The organism is Wolbachia endosymbiont of Diaphorina citri (assembly GCF_013096535.2).
Taxonomy (GTDB): Bacteria; Pseudomonadota; Alphaproteobacteria; order Rickettsiales; family Anaplasmataceae; genus Wolbachia.
The window spans coordinates 337020-354950 of record NZ_CP051265.2 but is presented as its reverse complement, the minus strand read 5'-3'; the positions used below and the strand labels follow the sequence as shown (position 1 = coordinate 354950).

Sequence of the window (17931 nt, the reverse complement as noted above, 5' to 3'; positions counted from 1 at the left end):
TTTTCACTGACTTCTAATCCCCAACTGGGGTTTTAGATATGCAGATGAAACTACTGAAGAAGAGCTAGAAAGAATAATAGGAAGTGATCTAATAATTAAAAGAGCATATGAAAAACTAAATAGATTCAACTGGTCAGCAAAAAAATTTATAGCCTATGAACAAGAGATCAAGCGTATTCGTGATGAACAGGCTGTCCTCGCTCAAAAACTCGATGATGCTACTCACAAAGGTAGACAAGAAGAAAAAATCGAAGTAGCCAAAAACTCACTCAAGGCCGATGTCTCTATTGATGTTATCGCTGAAATCACTGGCCTTTCGGTAGATGAAATTAAACAACTTTAGAAAGAAATAGCATAATATGACCCTTGTAGCTGTTTGTCCACTGTTGTATTATTTAAATAGCTTCTAGGTTTATTATCAACAATGTCGTGAGGTTGAGATTTACTATTCACTATCTGCTGCTCATCAAACATTTTTTCAATATTACCTTTAAAAATACTCAGAAACTTCTCATTTTTCGGATAAGCTTCTTCTACGACTGAATATAATGTACTTGGCATTTTAGAATATCTTTCGTTCCTTACATGACCTTCTATATCTGAATACACTTTAAAAAAGTCAAAACCTTTCACTGATACACCAGATTGTTTAGCTGTTTTTTTAAGTGTCTTTTTAAATTCTTCCATTATATTAAGTGTATCAGCCAGAACTTCTTCATGAGTAGCAGAACAAAACTTAGGCAGAGGATATTTTTTATCTAGGAAACTTTGTAGTAAGAAAAATCCTAAACCAATATTGTTACTGATACAAACTTTACTGCTAAATTGGCTAGTACCAGCTGTATTAGAATAATTTGCTGAGATCTCAGGCAGAGCAATTCTAAACCTACCTATAGAGTTCTTTACCCAACCAAATAAATCATTTATCCACGAAGATGGTCTTGTACTACTACTCACCATTCTACGATTTCTAATGTGCTGCCTGCTATGTTCATGCCTATGTCTATGAGGCTGGTCAGATAACATAACTTCTGTGAAAACATCATTATATACTTGATCTTCATATTCTTTTCTCACAACATCCACATCTCTTGCCGTACTTATTTCCTTATCATAATCCTTTAACACTATTTCTTTATCAGCAAATTTTATTGATAACGTTTTCATCTTAGGTGTTGTATAGAATTTATTAAGTGTAATACTGCAAAGATCATCTCTAGTAATAGTCGAGTCAAAAGCATTCGTTATCATTAGATCGTTACTATTACTGCGAACAAATGTATAATTTCCTCCTTTTCTAGGTGTAACAAGCTCAGTACCTTTTTCTACATCTTGACCCATTACCACAATAATCTCCTTATCCTTTTTAAATATCAAAGGTTGTGGTTTTAATTCTAATTCAGAACTTATTTTCATAGGTACACTATTTGAGATAATATGAAGCTTTTGATACCAATTCAAACCGTCTTTTAATCTTATTGTTAGCACTTCTACTGCTGAAAAATTTTGTTCCATATTTTCTGCTTCTAACTTAACTAGCAAATCATTTCCATCTTGAGAAATTCTTCTTGACAGGCCAATATGCACTTTTAAATCATCTTGTTGTATTATTTTTATCACGTTACGTAAATCTAACGTATCTATGGAACTTCCTTTATCAAGATTATAGATGTTTACTTCCGGTATAGAAAAAATACTATGGTCATATCTTTGCTCACCTGAAGCTATAGTAATTACGTATATATTCTCACCACCATTTCCAATTAAGTGACTGTTATGGATTGGGTTATTTTGAATTACCTCACACTTTCTATGGCCAATAAGTATAGATTGATTACCAAATTGAACAGCGATAGTCATATTGAGTTTATTCGCTATAGCTGGGTAACTTTCTATAATTTCATCAATAGTTTTATTAGTATTCTGTATTGCATACAAATTTCTTTCCTTACCTACTTTTATTTCAGCACTGTCTTTTAATTGATAGATTATATTGTTCATCATATTATATGAGATAGTTATATTAAAGTTACTATTTGCAACTTTTGGAAAAAAATTGAACTTTATACTATTTTGATCTTCAATATCAACACTCTGAATATCAGCAAGCACATAGCCAAATATAAACCTATGATTACTTTCCAAATTAGCAAGTAATTTAACAGATGTGCTACCTTTTTGAAATGGTAGAATATAGCTAAAGTTACCTTTTAGTGCCGTATTGTCTACTTCAGTGTAAGGCCTAACCATCACTTGTATATCTGTACTAGACACAACTTAATCTGACAGGGATGAATTAACTGACAGAAGAATTGAGGTAGTTAAAACTAATATCAGTCTCTTGTTTAATACAATTAATGGCTGGAAGAAGGTAGTAGACTAAAAAGTTTCTTCCTTAAGTTGTGTAATATTAGCCTGAGGAAGGCCAGTTGTCTGGGAAATGACATCAATAGAAATGCCAGCCTTAAGTAGATTTTTTGCAACTTCGATTTTTTCTTCTTGTCTACCTTCTTGTCTACCTTCTTGTCTACCTTTGTGAGTAGCATCATCGAGTTTTTGAGCGAGGACAGCCTGTTCATCACGAATACGCTTGATCTCTTGTTCATAGGCTATAAATTCTTTTTCTGACCAGTTGAATCTATTTAGTTCTTCATATGCTCTTTTAATTATTAGATCACTTCCTATTATTCTCTCTAGCTCTTCTTCACTAGTTTCATCTGCATATCTAAAGAAGTAGACCCATTTTTCAACTATACTTGAAAGCTGATCTTCTTTTGTTTTGGGAAATTTAGGCAACTCAATAAATATAAAGTAAAAATCTTTTAGATCATGTTCATTAGTATCTTCATCGCGAATAGTGTGCTTTGATTTGTACTCAGACTTATCAGGAAATAAAATACAATCTGCTATAGCAATAAAGATAATTTCCTTAAGATCATGATATTGATCACCTTTATCAGCCTGTCTTGAGTAAGCTTTAGCAGCATAATATTGGGCACGTTTCTCAAAGCCTTTGGTTTTAGCGACCTGCATTTCGACTATCACTTGCAGCCCATTTTCATCTCTACAGAGAACATCAACAATGCTTTGTTTTTTAGAGGCAATATCAGGGTCTTGAATAGTACTTAAAAACTCTATATCCTTTATTGCACTTTTACCAGTGAAGCCAAGAATATCATTAAGAAAGTGAATAAGGATGTCCTTATTTTTTTCAGTACCAAAGATGCGCTTGAACGATATATCATTTTTTGGATCGAGAAACTTAGAAAGAGCCATGAGAAATTAACCAAGAAAGCATTAATAATTATACACAATTGTGAAGAAATATTCAACTAAAATTCAAACATAGAAGTTTTTGTATATCTTTATTTGGTAGTATTAACCTGTATAATATTTATGGCAAATACCTTGATAAAGTATCAGATAGCACAAAAAGTAAGGAGCTGGAGGTTAAAGCGAGGTTATACTCAAAAAGATTTAGCGGGAAAAATCGGCGTAACGTATCAAATAGTACTACAATATGAAAAAGGAACACGAAAAATTTCGATTGAGAAGTTGTACGCTATAGCAGAAGTGTTATCGATTGGTATTATAGATCTCATTCCTGTATCAAATGAAAAAATCTGTCTTGAAGATGAGGGAGAGGAAATTAGTAAGAGAATATAAAAAGATTGGCGGTCAGGAGTTACGTAGAGTGTTTTGTTTACTGACCAAATTGGTTCAAGTTAGTGAGAAAAGTAGTAAAAAAGCAGAGAAAATAAAAATTGCAAAGGGTCTGGTTAAAGCAGGAATTTCTGTTGATATTGTTTCACAAGCAATTGGCCTCTCTGCTAATGAGTGTGTTGAAGAAAAAACAGGTTCTATCTACTATAAAATAGGAAAAAAGATAAAAGAATGGACGGGAGTATACACAAAAGGATTTGGCTGAGAAAATGGATACAACACGTGATGAAATAAGCAACTATGAGCAAGGACGTGTGGCCATTCCACTGGAAAAATTGTATGCAATAGCGGAAACATTATCGATTAATATTACAGATCTACTAATAGAAGAAGATGAAGGTAGTAAAGTGGAAAATGAGCTACCTGATTTGATTAAAGAATACAAAGAAATTGAGAGCCAAGAACTACGTAATGTACTCATAAAATCTATGTTTAAAAGCATACAAATTTGTGAGGAGAAAATTAGAGAAGAAGAAAGAATCAAAATTGCAAAGAACTTAGTTAAAAAAGGAATTTCTACCGATATTATTTTGCAAATAACAGGCCTCTCTTTAGGCGAAATTCAACATATTTAAAATAAAAAATCAGTATATGTTAATATCTTTACTCTTAGATGAAAAAATAAGTAAAAAAGATTGAGAAATTGATTTGACTTCACTCGGAAGCTATGGCTTTATGCCAATGCTGATAAAAAACAGCAGTAAATAATTAAAAACAATTTGTTATTAGTGAAGGGTAATTTTTATGAATAATAAGAAAAGTAGTAGAGATCATAGAGAAGAAATAGAATTCAGAATATTAGAAAGCAAAGGTAAAGCACTACTTGATCGTGAAATAATGGAAACATTTCTAAGTGCAGTACATGAAAGGCCACAAGCTCAAGAAATTGCTAAAAATCTGGTGAATACTTATACAGGAGTAGGAAGGATTTTAGGCCGAGAAATGGATGACCTGAAAGTTATAGAAGGAGTAACTGATTCTGCAGTAGCAATGATTATGTGTGTTAAGGAAACACTAGAAAGAGTACTGAGAGAAAAGCTCAAGAGTGAGCCAATAATGGACTTACAAGGGCTAGTAGAATACTTAAACGTAAGTATAGGCCACTCAGAAAGGGAATGTGTAAAAATACTGTACTTGAATAAACCCCAGTTGGGGATTAGAAGTCAGTGAAAAAGCCAGGAAAATAGGGTAAACTCCGGAAACATATTATCAAAAAATAGAGAGGTTACCCATGAATAAAAATGTAACAGAATTATTTTGCTTTGTAGACGATTTTTGCAAGGCTATAAACAAAAATTTCGCAGAAAAACTCCTGCCAAACAGTAAAAAACCTACCAGAACGCCAGGGATTACGCATTCTGAAATTCTTACTATAATTTACTTTATCAACAATCTAGATGTGAGGACTTTAAATCTTTCTATACATATTATTTGAAAGCACTACATGGATCTGAGTTTCAAAATTTGCCAACATATAGTAGATTTATTAGGCTAAAAGGTATTTAGTGCTCTTGTTAAAGTGGCTTTGTGAGCAGTCAAAAATGACCGGAATTTCGTACATAGATGCAACTTCTATCGCTGTTTGCCATCCAAAAAGAATCTCAAGAAACAAAGTTTTCAAAGGATTGGCAAAGCTTGGAAAGACTACATATGGCTGGTTTTTGGGTTTTAAATTGCATATGGTAATTAATGAAAAAGGTGAAATTCAAGGAGTTACAATGACTAAAGGTAACGTTGACGACAGAAAACCAGACAAAATAGAAATCGGTGAAATAAATGTTAGAAAATAATTTTGCAATTTCGGAACTACAGAGGAAAATGGCCAACATTGTTCGTATAGGAGTTGTAAAAGAAATAGATTATGAAAAAGCAAAAGTAAGAGTTAAAATAGGAGAATTTTTAACAGATTGGGTGCCATGGATAACGAGCAAAGCAGGAAAAGATAGAGATTGGTCTCCGCCAGATATTGATGAACAGGGTATGATATTTTCTCCTCTTGGTGAATTATCATTAGGAGTAGTGTTAGGAGGGATATACCATGAAAAATACCCTGCACCAGAGAATAAAAAAGAAATAAATAGTGTGAAGTTTCAAGATGGAACAAAGTTGTCATACGATAAAGATAAACATCATTTAGAGATTGAAGTAGTAGATAAAATAACACTGAAGGCTGGGGGATCAAGTATAGAAATGACAAAAAGTGGAATAAAACTGAAAGCAGAAAGGATCGACTTAAATTGAACAAAGGAATAGTGAGGTTAGGAGACTACTGTGGAGAAGCTATACCACATTTCTGCATTAGCGGCAGTAATAATGTTTTTGTAAATGGTAAGCCAGTTTGCCGGCAAGGAGATAGTTTTAGTGAAGGAAAAATATTAATAGAAGGATCAAAAACAGTGTTTGCAAATGGGTTTGGAGCGGGAAGAATAGGAGATATAGTTTCCTGTGGATTTAAAGTAATAAAAGGCAGTGAAAGCGTTTTTGCAAAATAGAAATGAAGGGTATGGATGCTAAAACAGGAAAAGCGTTAGAAGGAATAGAGCACTTAAAGCAATCTGTCGTAGATATTTTAACTACCCCTATTAATAGCAGAGTAATGAGGAGAGATTATGGGTCAAGATTATTTGAATTGGTGGATAAGCCAATAAATAGAGATTTAACTTTGGAAATCTATGCAGCAACAGCAGAAGCACTGGGGAAATTTGAGAAGAGATTTAAGTTAGAAAAAGTAAAGATTGCTGAAGTTAAAGAAGGAAAAATGACTCTTGTACTCGAAGGTATTTATCTTCCAGAAGGCAAATTCATAGATATTAGTGGAGTAGTTGTTTAGAAATGCAGACATCTAATATTATTGAAAAGCTAAGCTATGAGGAAATCTTTTCGAGAATGAAGGAAGAGTTAGTCCGTAGAGATGAAACCTTTTCAGCATTAGTTGAAAGTGATCCATCGATAAAGATTCTTGAGGTAGCAGCATGGAGGGAATTGTTACTAAGACAAAGAATAAATGAATCAGTAAAGAGCAATTTACTAAAATTTGCGAAAGGAGAAGATCTTGATAATTTAGCTGAGTTTTACGGAGTGGATAGGCAGAAAGAAGAAGAGGATGAAAGATTTAGAAAGAGGGTAAAAGCAAAAATAGCAGGTTGGTCAACAGGAGGAAGTAAGGAATATTATAGATATCATGCACTGTCAGCAGATAAAAGAGTAAAGGATGCGCTAGTTGAGTCAAAAGTGCCAGGAAGTGTAGAGATCTCAATTTTATCCACAGAGTTATCCACAGTGCCAGAAGACTTACTTGAAATTGTAAAAAAGCAGGTTACCAGAGATGATATAAGGGTTTTAACAGATACAGTAACAGTAATTGGTTGCAATATTACGGAAATAGATATTCACAGCAGAATGAGCATAAGTCCTGTAATATCAGAGGAAGAAATCACGAAGCAGTTTATTGAGAAGTTTGAAGCAAATAGAAGGCTGGGATGGAATGTTACAAGATCTTGGATAATAGCAAATCTATTTGTAGAGGGTGTAGAAAACGTAGAATTAATAGAGCCAAAAGAGGATGTTATGGTGCTAGGTAATGAATGTGCTCATTTAGGTCATTTAGAACTTGAATTAGTAGAAGGTTAAGAATTGTATGAAGCTTGCATTGCAACAACGTTGAGAAAGCGATAAGTTGACAATAGTAAAAATATTATATATAATTATTAAGTAATATATAAATTAAAAATAGTTATGACAGGAGAGATAGAACAGAATATTCAATGTGATTTGGAAAATTTTGCAAGTTGGTTATCACAATTGAGTAAAGAAGAGCTTAAAAAAATAATTTATGAAAAGCACAATATACAAGACGATGAACTTGACGTGCAAATAAAAAGAAAGATTAACGATATTATTAAAGAAGGTTACAGAGACTGCTTGAACATGCACAAACTGTTAACTGAAAAAGGAGTCCGCTCTTCTACTATAGATGAGTACGATAACGGGTTTGATGAAGATTCTGAACCAGTGGAATGGAAAGAAAGTGTTGGACGGCTCACACCTCCAGGAAAGTTTCAATCAAGCATACCTTGTTTTCACTTAGAGAGCACTAATATCTTAGTGGGTGAAAATACTGAGCTAATGTTTGATATATCAAATTCATCTGTTGCAAAAGGTGATATTGAGAAAGATGAAAACATTAACAAGTATAGTTTACTCTATGGTAATAATCCGATTCTTCTTGCTATATCTAAAGGGTGGAATCATATTAACGGACAGGACTTTAGTGGTTTCTGTTCTAATCTTCAGAAAGACATTAATAAAGGTGAATCATTCTTACCTCAATACGAAAAAGATTTGAAAGAAAAACTATATATAAGAAATCGTGTAAACAAAAATAAAAAAATATTAAACAAAATTTCAGGGCTTTTGAAACAAAAGGACATTATAAGTAAGTTACTAGAAAGAGAAGACCTTGATATAAATTGTATTCATCTTTCTAATGGTATGACACCGTTACACATAGCATGCCTTAGAGGTGATTCTCCAGAATTAATTCAAAGATTATTAGATAAAGGAGCAAATCCTGATGCTGTCAATTACAAGGGCGAGAAACCTATTGACATGCTTGGCTATAGTTATGAGGACACTCAGGAAATCGTAGGTAAAATGGCTGGGGGATGCACATTTGGGATTCTGGATGCTTATACGGAGTGTGATGAAAATAAATCTGTAGTTGCAACATTACCAACTCGAAAGGAAAGGGAGGATAATATTAAAGTAATAAGAGAAATATTACATGCTGCCAAAAGCCGCTCAAATACTTCTACTGTTGATGATCAAATACCTAAGTATAACAATGCGAAAAAAGCAATAACTACTTCAACATTGGTAGCTATTACAGTAATGTTTCCATTATCTATATATCTTATTGTTCAAGGAAGTTTTGTAGCAGCAGGAATAGTAGTAGGTTGTATTATTGTTGCAGCAGCTGTTCTGTACCATAGCGATAACAGTAAAGCTGATAATAAATTGCCAAGAGGATTACTTAATGATTTTAAATCTGGTCCTGAGAGCTTTAAAGAAAGGAGTTCAATACCTTAAAAATTCACGAGTTAAATCGATAAATAAAAGCTAATGTTACTGCCACCAAATGCAACAAACCAGGAGAAAGCGCTAGTAGATGCGATAGATTATAAAGTAGATCCAAGCTGTATCAGGGGATTTAAGTTTAGTCTTAAAGAAGAAACATTGCCGTGGTTGATTGAGGAATATGAATTGGGGGAAATACTACGTTGGATAAAGGATAAAAGAAAAGCTGTAGTAGAAGGAGTAAAATTTCAAAGACTGAGAGGAACTCCAGCATCACTCAAAATAGCACTAAAGTGGGCGAATATAGAAGATATTAAAATTATCGAAGAACCACCTGGCAAGCACTTCTTTGAGCTGCAGATAGGTATAAAAGATGTTCCAAATGACTTTTTTGTAGATGCAGTAGTAGAACTTGCAAAGCTGTCATTGCCAGCAAGATCGCGGCTAATGAGGATGTTTAATGATTACTACAACGTTGATAGGTTTATTTTAGATGAAAGCTTTTTTGGAAATTTGTTATCGGAGTACTCAGGGATAAAGGTTGAAAAGGATGGACCAGTATTATCGTTTGGTCGGAAGAATACATTTGAGCTAAAAAGCTTAAATCCAAATTTTAAGTTTAGTACTTTTCGTGTTCATTATGAGCAGGCATTTAGTAATGACGTATATCGGTTAGATGTGGCAGTACTTGGAGAAACAGAACCTCACATAAAGGATTACCAAGGCATTTATGAAAGAAGTCATCAGTGGTATAACGTAAAAGCACTATATCCATTACCACAGAGTTTATTACCATCGATTAAATTTGCAAAAGCGCAGATAGTATTATCAGATCAACTATGTTTTTTAAAATTTTTTGAATTTAGTTTCATTACAACTTTTGTTTGTAATTTTGTTTTTTATTCGAGTAAAAAGTGCATTTTTGACAATAAAAACCCTAACTTAATCATAGAAAAATTTTGTATCAAACAACAGTTACTGCTTAGATCTTATGGTTAACGAATATGTGGATAAATACTTTAAATGTGTGTAGACGTATTTATCCACATATTCGTTAACCTATTTTCTATGCAGATTTTTTTAATTCACATTGACTGCTTCTTTAAGCCTCGCATTGGCAATTACTATGATTTTACGCATTAGAGCTGTCATAGCCACCATCTTCTTTTTACCTTTACCAACAAGCCTTGAATAGAAGCCACCAAGCGCAGACTTAGACCTTGAAGCAGACATCGCAGCTGTAAAAAGCTTTTCACGAACGTTGCTTCTGCCACCACTTATTCTGCGATAACCAATAGTTTTACCACTTTCTTTCGGATGAGGTGCAACTCCAGCAAGACTTGCAATTTCTCCCCTACTTACATAACCAAGTTCTGGCATTAGACACAGAAAATCTTGAGATAATTTTGCACCTATTCCTGGAACTGTTTTAAGGATTTTTTGGCGCTTTTGTAACTCTGGATTCTCATCAATAATTTTTTGTATGGTATTGTTGAGCTCATCTATCTGGCTATTAAAGAATTCAATAGTTTTCTGACAGCTTTCTTTTATATGGTCGTTTTCAGGTGCTGCAAGCCTAGATTTCTCTTGAGCTCTCATTTTTGTAATGTCATCACGACGTTGACAAAGTGCAACTAAGGTTGTTTGTTCTTTTGACATAGGTGCAAATAGAGATAGAGTACTATAGCGTTCAAACCCATACTGAGCAAGGGCTCTTGCATCTGATTGATCAGACTTTGCTAAAGTTCCATGAGATAGAACAAAGCTTTTTACTTTGCGAGTATTAGCTCGATGTACAGCAATATCTTTATCAACAAGAAAATGTGCTAAGCCAAGCTCATATTTTCCAGTGTTTTCCAGAGTTACTAAAGAATTAGGTAAGATATTTGAAAAATCTTGAAACAATTGTTGCCAGCCAGCAGTATCATTGTCGAATTCGACAGCATTCTTCTGTTTGTGAACTGCAACAACATTTTTAAATTTTCCGATATCAATGCCAATAAAATTTTGATAAGATGTAATCATAATAACCTCGATTAGTTTTAATTAATTTAAGATTGTAAACGGGTGCATACATATGTCCCATGCAACTATTCAAACGTATCGAGAGATGGGCTAGTGTACCTTGATCCGAACGGTTATAATACCAACAGTTGGTCGGTCGCACACGCCCGTGATAACTCTATTCCTATAGTGAGTAGGGTTATCTTCCCTCTTATCTCCTTTATATCATATTTTTAACTTACAACAGTTGGGATTTAGGAGACATAAATACGTGCTTTCCAGTTAGTAGCGTAGAAGAAAGAGGAAATAAATTTGTATTGGGAAGCGATAAACTTTCAGGGCAATATTGGAATTTAAAACACAAGCCAATTTTAGAAAGATTTAGCGTTACTCACAACTATAAAGTAGAAAATTATACAGATCAGAAGGTCAGAAAATATGTTTTAGCAGAACACAACGTTTACTATAAAAATGATTTGGATTCAGAGCAAAAAGACTCAATACACGAATTAGAAAAGCACATTTTAGTATTTTACCTGGGAGTACTGAAGTGGCATGAACATCGACATTTGCACAGAAGTTGGAAAGATAGTCGAATAATATCTCTAATAAGTTAAGTACTTATATTTAGATACTCATATATTATATTAATAATAGGTAAAAGTGTATGAAATAAAAAGAAAAAGACTTGCTTTCTCATGCTAAAAAGGACATGACTTGAATAGCAGCAGGTAAATATAAGAAATTTGTCTGGTGCTAGAAAAGCTAATTTTGTGAGGTATGAAATGAGTTTTAGCAAGTTTTTTAAAGAAGTATCAAGTAACGGATTTAAAGACATTAATAAAAGAAATGAAGAAGGAGAGACGATCTTGCATCAAGCAGTAGAAATCTCCGATTACAAAACAGTGAGATTATTAATAAAAAAAGGGGCAGAGGTAAATGCAAGAGATAAAAATGGTTATACACCTCTACACTGTGCAGTATTTGCAAAGAGTTTAGAAAATGTAAAAGTGCTGCTAAGGGAAGGAGCGGAAGTAAATGCTACTCAATATGTTACTGGATGTACGCCACTCCACTCTGCATGCAAAGGAGCAGGAGTTGAAATAATAAAAGAGCTGGTAAAGGCTGGAGCTGAAGTTAATCAACTGAATAAGTACGGCGCAACGCCAATATATTACATCTGGGAAAGTGAAAAGTATCGTCTATGTGATAGCAAAGAGAGTGAAAAGGCGAGTAAATTTTTGAGAGAAAAAGGAGGAATAACAAAAAGTAGAGAACTGACGTGCTATGGAATAGAGGGGCTAGTGGGAGAAATAGCAGACATGTTGAATGGAAGCTACATGCCGGAGCTAAAAATAATAGAGATAGGAGAAATAAGGAAAAGAGACAAATCACTAATAAAGGAGGAATGTCAAAATTTAGCAAGCAAGATAATGAGCCAAGTAAATGAGATGATAGATGAGGTGGTGAAAAGGAAGGCTTAGGTTTAAAGAAAGGTAGGGGTAGATTATGATAAAGCTTGGTAAGAAAGAGAAATCTCTATTAGAGAGCTCATTTAAAAAGAAAGAGACGAAAAGGGAACTACATTATGCAGTAGACGCAAAAACAGTGAGATTATTAGTCAAAAAAGGAGCGAATGTGAATGCTAAAGATGTAGAAGGATATACAGCACTGCACCTAGCGGTAACGGAGAAACGTCTAGAAATCGTGAGAGAATTGATAAAATCAGGAGCAGAAGTAAATGCTGAGGAATATGGAAATAAATGCACACCGCTGCACCTTGCATGCATGATAGGCGAAAAAGAGATAGTGAAAGAATTAGTGAAGGCTGGAGGAGAAATAGAGCAAGCGGATAAATTTGGAATGACAGCGATGGATTATGCAAAAAACAGTAAAGAAGTAACTGAAGTGTTGAAGAAAGAAATAGACAGAATTGAAAAGTTATTTATGAAAGGCTAAAAATATGGAGGAAGAAATAGAAAAGAAAGTAATGAATTTAGAGAGAAAACCTTTGGGTGAGCTGAGAAAAATGTGGAAGAAGGTATTTGTGGAAGAAGCACCTAGATACTCAAAGAAATATCTGATACCAAGATTAGCTTATAGAATGCAGGAAAAAGTATATGGAGAAATGTCAAGAAAAGGATTAAAAAGACTAGAGTATCTGGCAGATCGGCTAGAGAAGGGAAAAAGAATAAGTAGCGATAAATTACCAGTAGAAGGGACAGAATTAATACTAGAGAGAGGAGAAGAGACGCATGCGGTGATGGTAACAGACAAGGGTTTAATCTACAGAGAAGAATTTTTCACATCATTATCAGCAGTAGCCGGAAGAATAATGGGAATGAGTTACAACGGACCTTTATTATTTGGAATGCGTGATAAAAATGGGAGCTGAAGAGGAGAAAATGCTGAAAGAGGTGAGATGCGCAATATATACGAGGAAGTCAAATGAAGACGGTCTAGAACAAAAGTTTAACAGCTTAGATGCGCAGCGAGTAGCATGTGAAAAGTATATAAAGAGCAGAGAGGGTTGGGTGGTATTGGCAAAAAGGTACGATGATGGAGGATATTCAGGGAAAAACTTAGAAAGACCAGCAATAAAGGAATTATTTGAAGATGTTAAAGGAGGAGAAGTAGATTGTGTAGTAGTATATACATTAGATAGACTATCAAGAGAAACAAAAGATAGTATAGAAGTAACGTCATTTTTTAGAAGGCATAGAGTAAATTTTGTAGCAGTAACGCAAATATTTGACAATAATACGCCGATGGGAAAGTTTGTACAAACAGTGTTATCAGGAGCAGCACAACTAGAAAGAGAAATGATAGTAGAGAGAGTAAAAAATAAAATAGCAACATCAAAAGAACAAGGTTTATGGATGGGTGGAACTTTACCGCTTGGGTATGATGTAAAAGATAAAGAATTAATAATAAATGAAAAAGAAGCAAAAACAGTAAAGCATATATTTGAAAGATATGTGGAGCTGAAGTCAATGGCAGAGTTGGCAAGAGAGTTAAATAGCCAAGGGTACCGTACGAAAGGGAAATCAGATATCTTTAAAAAAGCGACGGTAAGGAGAATAATAACAAATCCAATATATATGGGAAAAATACGGCATTATGAGAAAGAGTATGAAGGAAAACATGAAGCAATAATAGAAGAAGAAAAATGGCAAAAAGCACAAGAATTAATAAAGAATCAACCATATAAAAAAGCAAAATATGAGGAAGCACTGCTTAAGGGAATAATTAAGTGCAAGGGCTGTAATGCAAATATGACGCTGACGTACGCAAAAAAAGAGAATAAAAGGTATAGATATTACGTGTACTAGACACAACTTAATCTGACAGGGATGAATTAACTGACAGAAGAATTGAGGTAGTTAAAACTAATATGTACTAGACACAACTTAATCTGACAGGGATGAATTAACTGACAGAAGAATTGAGGTAGTTAAAACTAATATCAGTCTCTTGTTTCATGCTACTAATATTTTTCTGAAAAGCAATGTGTTTGCTATTAAGAAAAGTCTGAGTAGGCGTTTTGCCATAGCAATATTTGCCTGAATGAGGCCTTGTCTCATTATAAGAACGCAACCAATGATCAACATCTATCTGCAGATCTTCCAAAGAATTGTAGATTTTCTTGCGAAAAATAATATTGTAACACTCATCTTGCATAGTCTTATGGAATCTCTCGCATATGCCATTAGTTTGCGGAGAATTGGCTTTAGTTCTTGAGTGATCAATATTTTCGATTCCTAAGTATAACTGATAAGCGTGATTCTCTGGTTTGCCACAATATTCTGTACCTCTATCGGTCAAAATGCGCAATAATGGCACGCTTTGTACATCAAAAAATGGTATTACTCTATCATTCAGCAAGTCAGCAGCGGTAATAGCAGTTTTATCTGTATAAAGCTTAGCAAAAGCCACTCTCGAATAAGTTGTATTAAACAAGACTTGATCTGACACTTTAAAAAAGTAAGTTATAAAATAATAAAAGAAAGGAGTGTTAGAAATGAGTACGATACAAACAAAAATACTAAAGCCGAAACTAGGATTGCTAGAGCTAGCAAAACAGCTTGGAAATGTGTCTCAAGCATGCAAGGTTATGGGATATTCAAGGGATACATTTTATAGATTCAAAGAACTATATGAAAATGGAGGAGAAGAAGCGCTGCATGAGATAAGCAAGAAAAAACCACTTATGGCAAACAGAGTCTCTGAAGACATGGAAAGAGCTGTAGTTAATATTGCAACAGAATTTCCTGCATATGGACAACAAAGAGCTGCAAATGAACTGAGAAAAAGGGGCATAATAATCTCTGAAGGTGGAGTGAGATCTGTATGGCTGAGAAATGACCTTGAGACCTTCAAAAAAAGACTGAGGGCTCTTGAGGCAAAAGTTATGCAAGATGGAATAATTCTAACAGAGGAGCAACTTGCGGCTTTAGAAAAAGTTAAAGAACAAAGGGAAGCACATGGTGAAATTGAAACAGAGCATCCAGGTTATTTAGGTTCTCAAGATACTTATTATGTAGGCAACATCAAGGGTATAGGAAGAATCTATCAGCAAACTTTTATTGATACTTATTCGAGAGTGGCTTTTGCTAAGCTTTATACAGATAAAACTGCTATTACCGCTGCTGACTTGCTGAATGATAGAGTAATACCATTTTTTGATGTACAAAGCGTGCCATTATTGCGCATTTTGACCGATAGAGGTACAGAATATTGTGGCAAACCAGAGAATCACGCTTATCAGTTATACTTAGGAATCGAAAATATTGATCACTCAAGAACTAAAGCCAATTCTCCGCAAACTAATGGCATATGCGAGAGATTCCATAAGACTATGCAAGATGAGTGTTACAATATTATTTTTCGCAAGAAAATCTACAATTCTTTGGAAGATCTGCAGATAGATGTTGATCATTGGTTGCGTTCTTATAATGAGACAAGGCCTCATTCAGGCAAATATTGCTATGGCAAAACGCCTACTCAGACTTTTCTTAATAGCAAACACATTGCTTTTCAGAAAAATATTAGTAGCATGAAACAAGAGACTGATATTAGTTTTAACTACCTCAATTCTTCTGTCAGTTAATTCATCCCTGTCAGATTAAGTTGTGTCTAGTACACACTTTTTTGAACATTCCCGAACTTACAGCACGTAGCTTTGATACAGAAATTTGGATAACGTTATGATAGTAATTTATATAATTCTATGTGTAATCTTTATAGCTGTTTTAGACAGTTCACTAGATTCTTAATTAGGGGATATGTCTAACTTAGAAAAGATTTTCATAAATGTTAAAGTGAATAAGTAGGAGTATTATATTTTTTCTTTGAGTTGTGAAATTTCAGAATGAGAGAGACCGGTAATTTGAGCTATAACATCTATAGAGATACCGGCCTTGAGTGAGTTTTTGGCTACTTCGATTTTTTCTTCTTGTCTACCTTTGTGAGTAGCATCATCGAGTTTTTGAGCGAGGACAGCCTGTTCATCACGAATACGCTTGATCTCTTGTTCATAGGCTATAAATTCTTTTTCTGACCAGTTGAATCTATTTAGTTCTTCATATGCTCTTTTAATTATTAGATCACTTCCTATTATTCTCTCTAGCTCTTCTTCACTAGTTTCATCTGCATATCTAAAGAAGTAGACCCATTTTTCAACTATACTTGAAAGCTGATCTTCTTTTGTTTTGGGAAATTTAGGCAACTCAATAAATATAAAGTAAAAATCTTTTAGATCATGTTCATTAGTATCTTCATCGCGAATAGTGTGCTTTGATTTGTACTCAGACTTATCAGGAAATAAAATACAATCTGCTATAGCAATAAAGATAATTTCCTTAAGATCATGATATTGATCACCTTTATCAGCCTGTCTTGAGTAAGCTTTAGCAGCATAATATTGGGCACGTTTCTCAAAGCCTTTGGTTTTAGCGACCTGCATTTCGACTATCACTTGCAGCCCATTTTCATCTCTACAGAGAACATCAACAATGCTTTGTTTTTTAGAGGCAATATCAGGGTCTTGAATAGTACTTAAAAACTCTATATCCTTTATTGCACTTTTACCAGTGAAGCCAAGAATATCATTAAGAAAGTGAATAAGGATGTCCTTATTTTTTTCAGTACCAAAGATGCGCTTGAACGATATATCATTTTTTGGATCGAGAAACTTAGAAAGAGCCATGAGAAATTAACCAAGAAAGCATTAATAATTATACACAATTGTGAAGAAATATTCAACGTTTTTATACTAAAGCCTATTAAGGTTAGCTAAATTTCAAGAGTCGGCAAAAAACTACCTTCATAAATGACCCTAGAATGCTACCACGCACCTTAATGTTATATTTTATCATCTTTTACAACTCCCTCTATAAACCCCAGCAAATGAATTGATGAGCTATTAAGAGCTTAAAAATATTTATTTTCAGTGTGAGAGACTAACCTCCTAATAAAAATACGAGCCTAAAAGCTCAATTACGATTTACCTAACATCGTGAGGACAGGTTTGTCAATCTCTCACACCTTATATTTTATATTTTAAAATATTCAAAAAATAATATCAACATATTTTGGTAGCAAATTTACGTTGAATCTATATCCTGTAAGTATGGGCGAAAAAAAGAAGGTTATAATATATACAGATGGAGCATGTTCTGGAAATCCAGGGCCTGGTGGATGGGCAGCCGTGGTAATGTATGAAAATAAAAGTGTCTTTATCAAAAAACGTATCTCTGGAGGTGAAGAGAACACAACAAATAACAAGATGGAGCTAAAGGCTGTAATTAATGGGCTAAAGATGTTAAAAATTTCCTGCAGAGTTATTGTACACACTGATAGTCAGTATATTAAACAAGGTATAACAGGATGGATCAACAAGTGGAAAACAAATGGTTGGAAGACAGCTGATAAAAAGCCAGTGAAGAACAGGGAATTATGGCAGGAGCTAGATGAAGTTGCTTTACAGCATGATGTTGATTAGAAGTGGGTTAGAGCTCACAGTGGTAATACCTATAATGAAGAGGCAGATAGACTCGCTAGAAAGGAATCTAAAAAGCTAAAATATAGAGATTGTGAGATCGAGAAATCAAAAAAAAATAGAGGGAG

The 17931-nt window shown here is 34.0% G+C and carries 14 protein-coding genes and 8 pseudogenes; 17 read left to right on the top strand and 5 right to left on the bottom strand.

Annotation, left to right across the window (positions count from 1 at the left end; genetic code table 11):
- Positions 1-31: 31 nt before the first annotated feature.
- Positions 32-343, top strand: a pseudogene (locus HGO49_RS07200) (nuclease/transposase family protein); the annotation flags it as partial.
- On the opposite strand, the gene HGO49_RS01535 reads toward HGO49_RS07200, so the two are convergent.
- Both HGO49_RS01535 and HGO49_RS01530 read right to left on the bottom strand, forming a co-directional pair.
- Positions 340-2274 (bottom strand): hypothetical protein, encoded by a 1935-nt coding sequence (locus HGO49_RS01535; protein WP_172758404.1) that lies wholly within the window; start codon positions 2272-2274, stop codon positions 340-342. The pseudogene HGO49_RS07200 and the gene HGO49_RS01535 sit on opposite strands and share 4 nt — an antisense overlap.
- Positions 2275-2379: 105 nt before the next feature.
- Complete coding sequence (locus HGO49_RS01530; protein WP_172758405.1) at positions 2380-3276, bottom strand: Rpn family recombination-promoting nuclease/putative transposase; 897 nt, start codon at positions 3274-3276, stop codon at positions 2380-2382.
- Positions 3277-3396: 120 nt separating this feature from the next.
- Here HGO49_RS01530 and wmk point away from each other — a divergent pair.
- The 9 genes and pseudogenes from wmk (at position 3397) to HGO49_RS01485 (ending at position 9798) form a co-directional block, all read left to right on the top strand.
- Positions 3397-4298 (top strand): annotated as a pseudogene (gene wmk, locus HGO49_RS01525) (WO male-killing family protein Wmk).
- Between the two features lie 169 nt (positions 4299-4467).
- Positions 4468-4866 (top strand): annotated as a pseudogene (locus HGO49_RS01520) (DNA repair protein RadC); the annotation flags it as partial.
- A gap of 88 nt (positions 4867-4954) precedes the next feature.
- Positions 4955-5474 (top strand): annotated as a pseudogene (locus HGO49_RS07535) (IS982 family transposase); the annotation flags it as partial.
- Between the two features lie 25 nt (positions 5475-5499).
- Positions 5500-5964: a phage baseplate assembly protein V gene (locus HGO49_RS01510; protein ID WP_172758407.1), complete on the top strand. Its 465-nt coding sequence runs from the start codon at positions 5500-5502 to the stop codon at positions 5962-5964.
- Positions 5961-6215: a PAAR domain-containing protein gene (locus HGO49_RS01505; protein ID WP_026092637.1), complete on the top strand. Its 255-nt coding sequence runs from the start codon at positions 5961-5963 to the stop codon at positions 6213-6215. The genes HGO49_RS01510 and HGO49_RS01505 overlap by 4 nt, the downstream gene beginning before the upstream one ends.
- A 2-nt stretch (positions 6216-6217) precedes the next feature.
- Positions 6218-6553, top strand: a complete 336-nt coding sequence (locus tag HGO49_RS01500) for a GPW/gp25 family protein (RefSeq protein ID WP_172758408.1) — start codon at positions 6218-6220, stop codon at positions 6551-6553.
- Between the two features lie 2 nt (positions 6554-6555).
- Positions 6556-7353 carry a baseplate assembly protein gene (locus HGO49_RS01495; RefSeq protein WP_172758409.1) on the top strand — a complete coding sequence of 266 codons (798 nt, stop codon included), beginning with the start codon at positions 6556-6558 and terminating at the stop codon, positions 7351-7353.
- 105 nt (positions 7354-7458) lie between these two features.
- On the top strand, positions 7459-8811 hold the full coding sequence (locus HGO49_RS01490) for an ankyrin repeat domain-containing protein (RefSeq protein WP_237398571.1): 1353 nt from the start codon (positions 7459-7461) through the stop codon (positions 8809-8811).
- Between the two features lie 33 nt (positions 8812-8844).
- Positions 8845-9798, top strand: a complete 954-nt coding sequence (locus HGO49_RS01485; protein WP_172758410.1) for a phage tail protein — start codon at positions 8845-8847, stop codon at positions 9796-9798.
- A gap of 81 nt (positions 9799-9879) precedes the next feature.
- On the opposite strand, the gene HGO49_RS01480 is transcribed toward HGO49_RS01485, so the two are convergent.
- On the bottom strand, positions 9880-10824 hold the full coding sequence (locus tag HGO49_RS01480; protein WP_017532282.1) for an IS110 family RNA-guided transposase: 945 nt from the start codon (positions 10822-10824) through the stop codon (positions 9880-9882).
- A 221-nt stretch (positions 10825-11045) separates the two neighbouring features.
- Between HGO49_RS01480 and HGO49_RS01475 the strand changes: the two are divergent.
- The 5 genes and pseudogenes from HGO49_RS01475 to HGO49_RS01455 form a co-directional block, all read left to right on the top strand.
- Positions 11046-11420, top strand: a pseudogene (locus tag HGO49_RS01475) (phage tail protein); the annotation flags it as partial.
- A gap of 168 nt (positions 11421-11588) precedes the next feature.
- A complete protein-coding gene (locus HGO49_RS01470) occupies positions 11589-12287 on the top strand; it encodes an ankyrin repeat domain-containing protein (RefSeq protein WP_172758411.1) in 699 nt (232 codons plus the stop codon).
- 25 nt (positions 12288-12312) lie between these two features.
- Entirely contained in the window at positions 12313-12762 is a 450-nt protein-coding gene (locus HGO49_RS01465; RefSeq protein ID WP_172758412.1) for an ankyrin repeat domain-containing protein, read from the top strand.
- 4 nt (positions 12763-12766) lie between these two features.
- The gene (locus tag HGO49_RS01460) at positions 12767-13198 is read left to right on the top strand and encodes a DUF2924 domain-containing protein (protein ID WP_172758413.1); all 432 of its coding nucleotides are present in this window, start codon (positions 12767-12769) and stop codon (positions 13196-13198) included.
- A gap of 10 nt (positions 13199-13208) precedes the next feature.
- Positions 13209-14129: pseudogene (locus tag HGO49_RS01455) on the top strand (recombinase family protein); the annotation flags it as partial.
- A 103-nt stretch (positions 14130-14232) separates the two neighbouring features.
- Here HGO49_RS01455 and HGO49_RS01450 read toward each other — a convergent pair.
- Positions 14233-14769, bottom strand: a pseudogene (locus HGO49_RS01450) (integrase core domain-containing protein); the annotation flags it as partial.
- A gap of 55 nt (positions 14770-14824) precedes the next feature.
- On the opposite strand from HGO49_RS01450, the gene HGO49_RS01445 reads away from it, so the two are divergent.
- Positions 14825-15913, top strand: a complete 1089-nt coding sequence (locus HGO49_RS01445; RefSeq protein WP_096616077.1) for an IS481 family transposase — start codon at positions 14825-14827, stop codon at positions 15911-15913.
- Between the two features lie 228 nt (positions 15914-16141).
- Here HGO49_RS01445 and HGO49_RS01440 read toward each other — a convergent pair whose 3' ends face one another.
- Positions 16142-17011, bottom strand: a complete 870-nt coding sequence (locus HGO49_RS01440; protein ID WP_172758414.1) for an Rpn family recombination-promoting nuclease/putative transposase — start codon at positions 17009-17011, stop codon at positions 16142-16144.
- A 423-nt stretch (positions 17012-17434) separates the two neighbouring features.
- Here HGO49_RS01440 and rnhA point away from each other — a divergent pair.
- Positions 17435-17872 (top strand): annotated as a pseudogene (rnhA, locus tag HGO49_RS01435) (ribonuclease HI); the annotation flags it as partial.
- Positions 17873-17931: the final 59 nt, after the last annotated feature.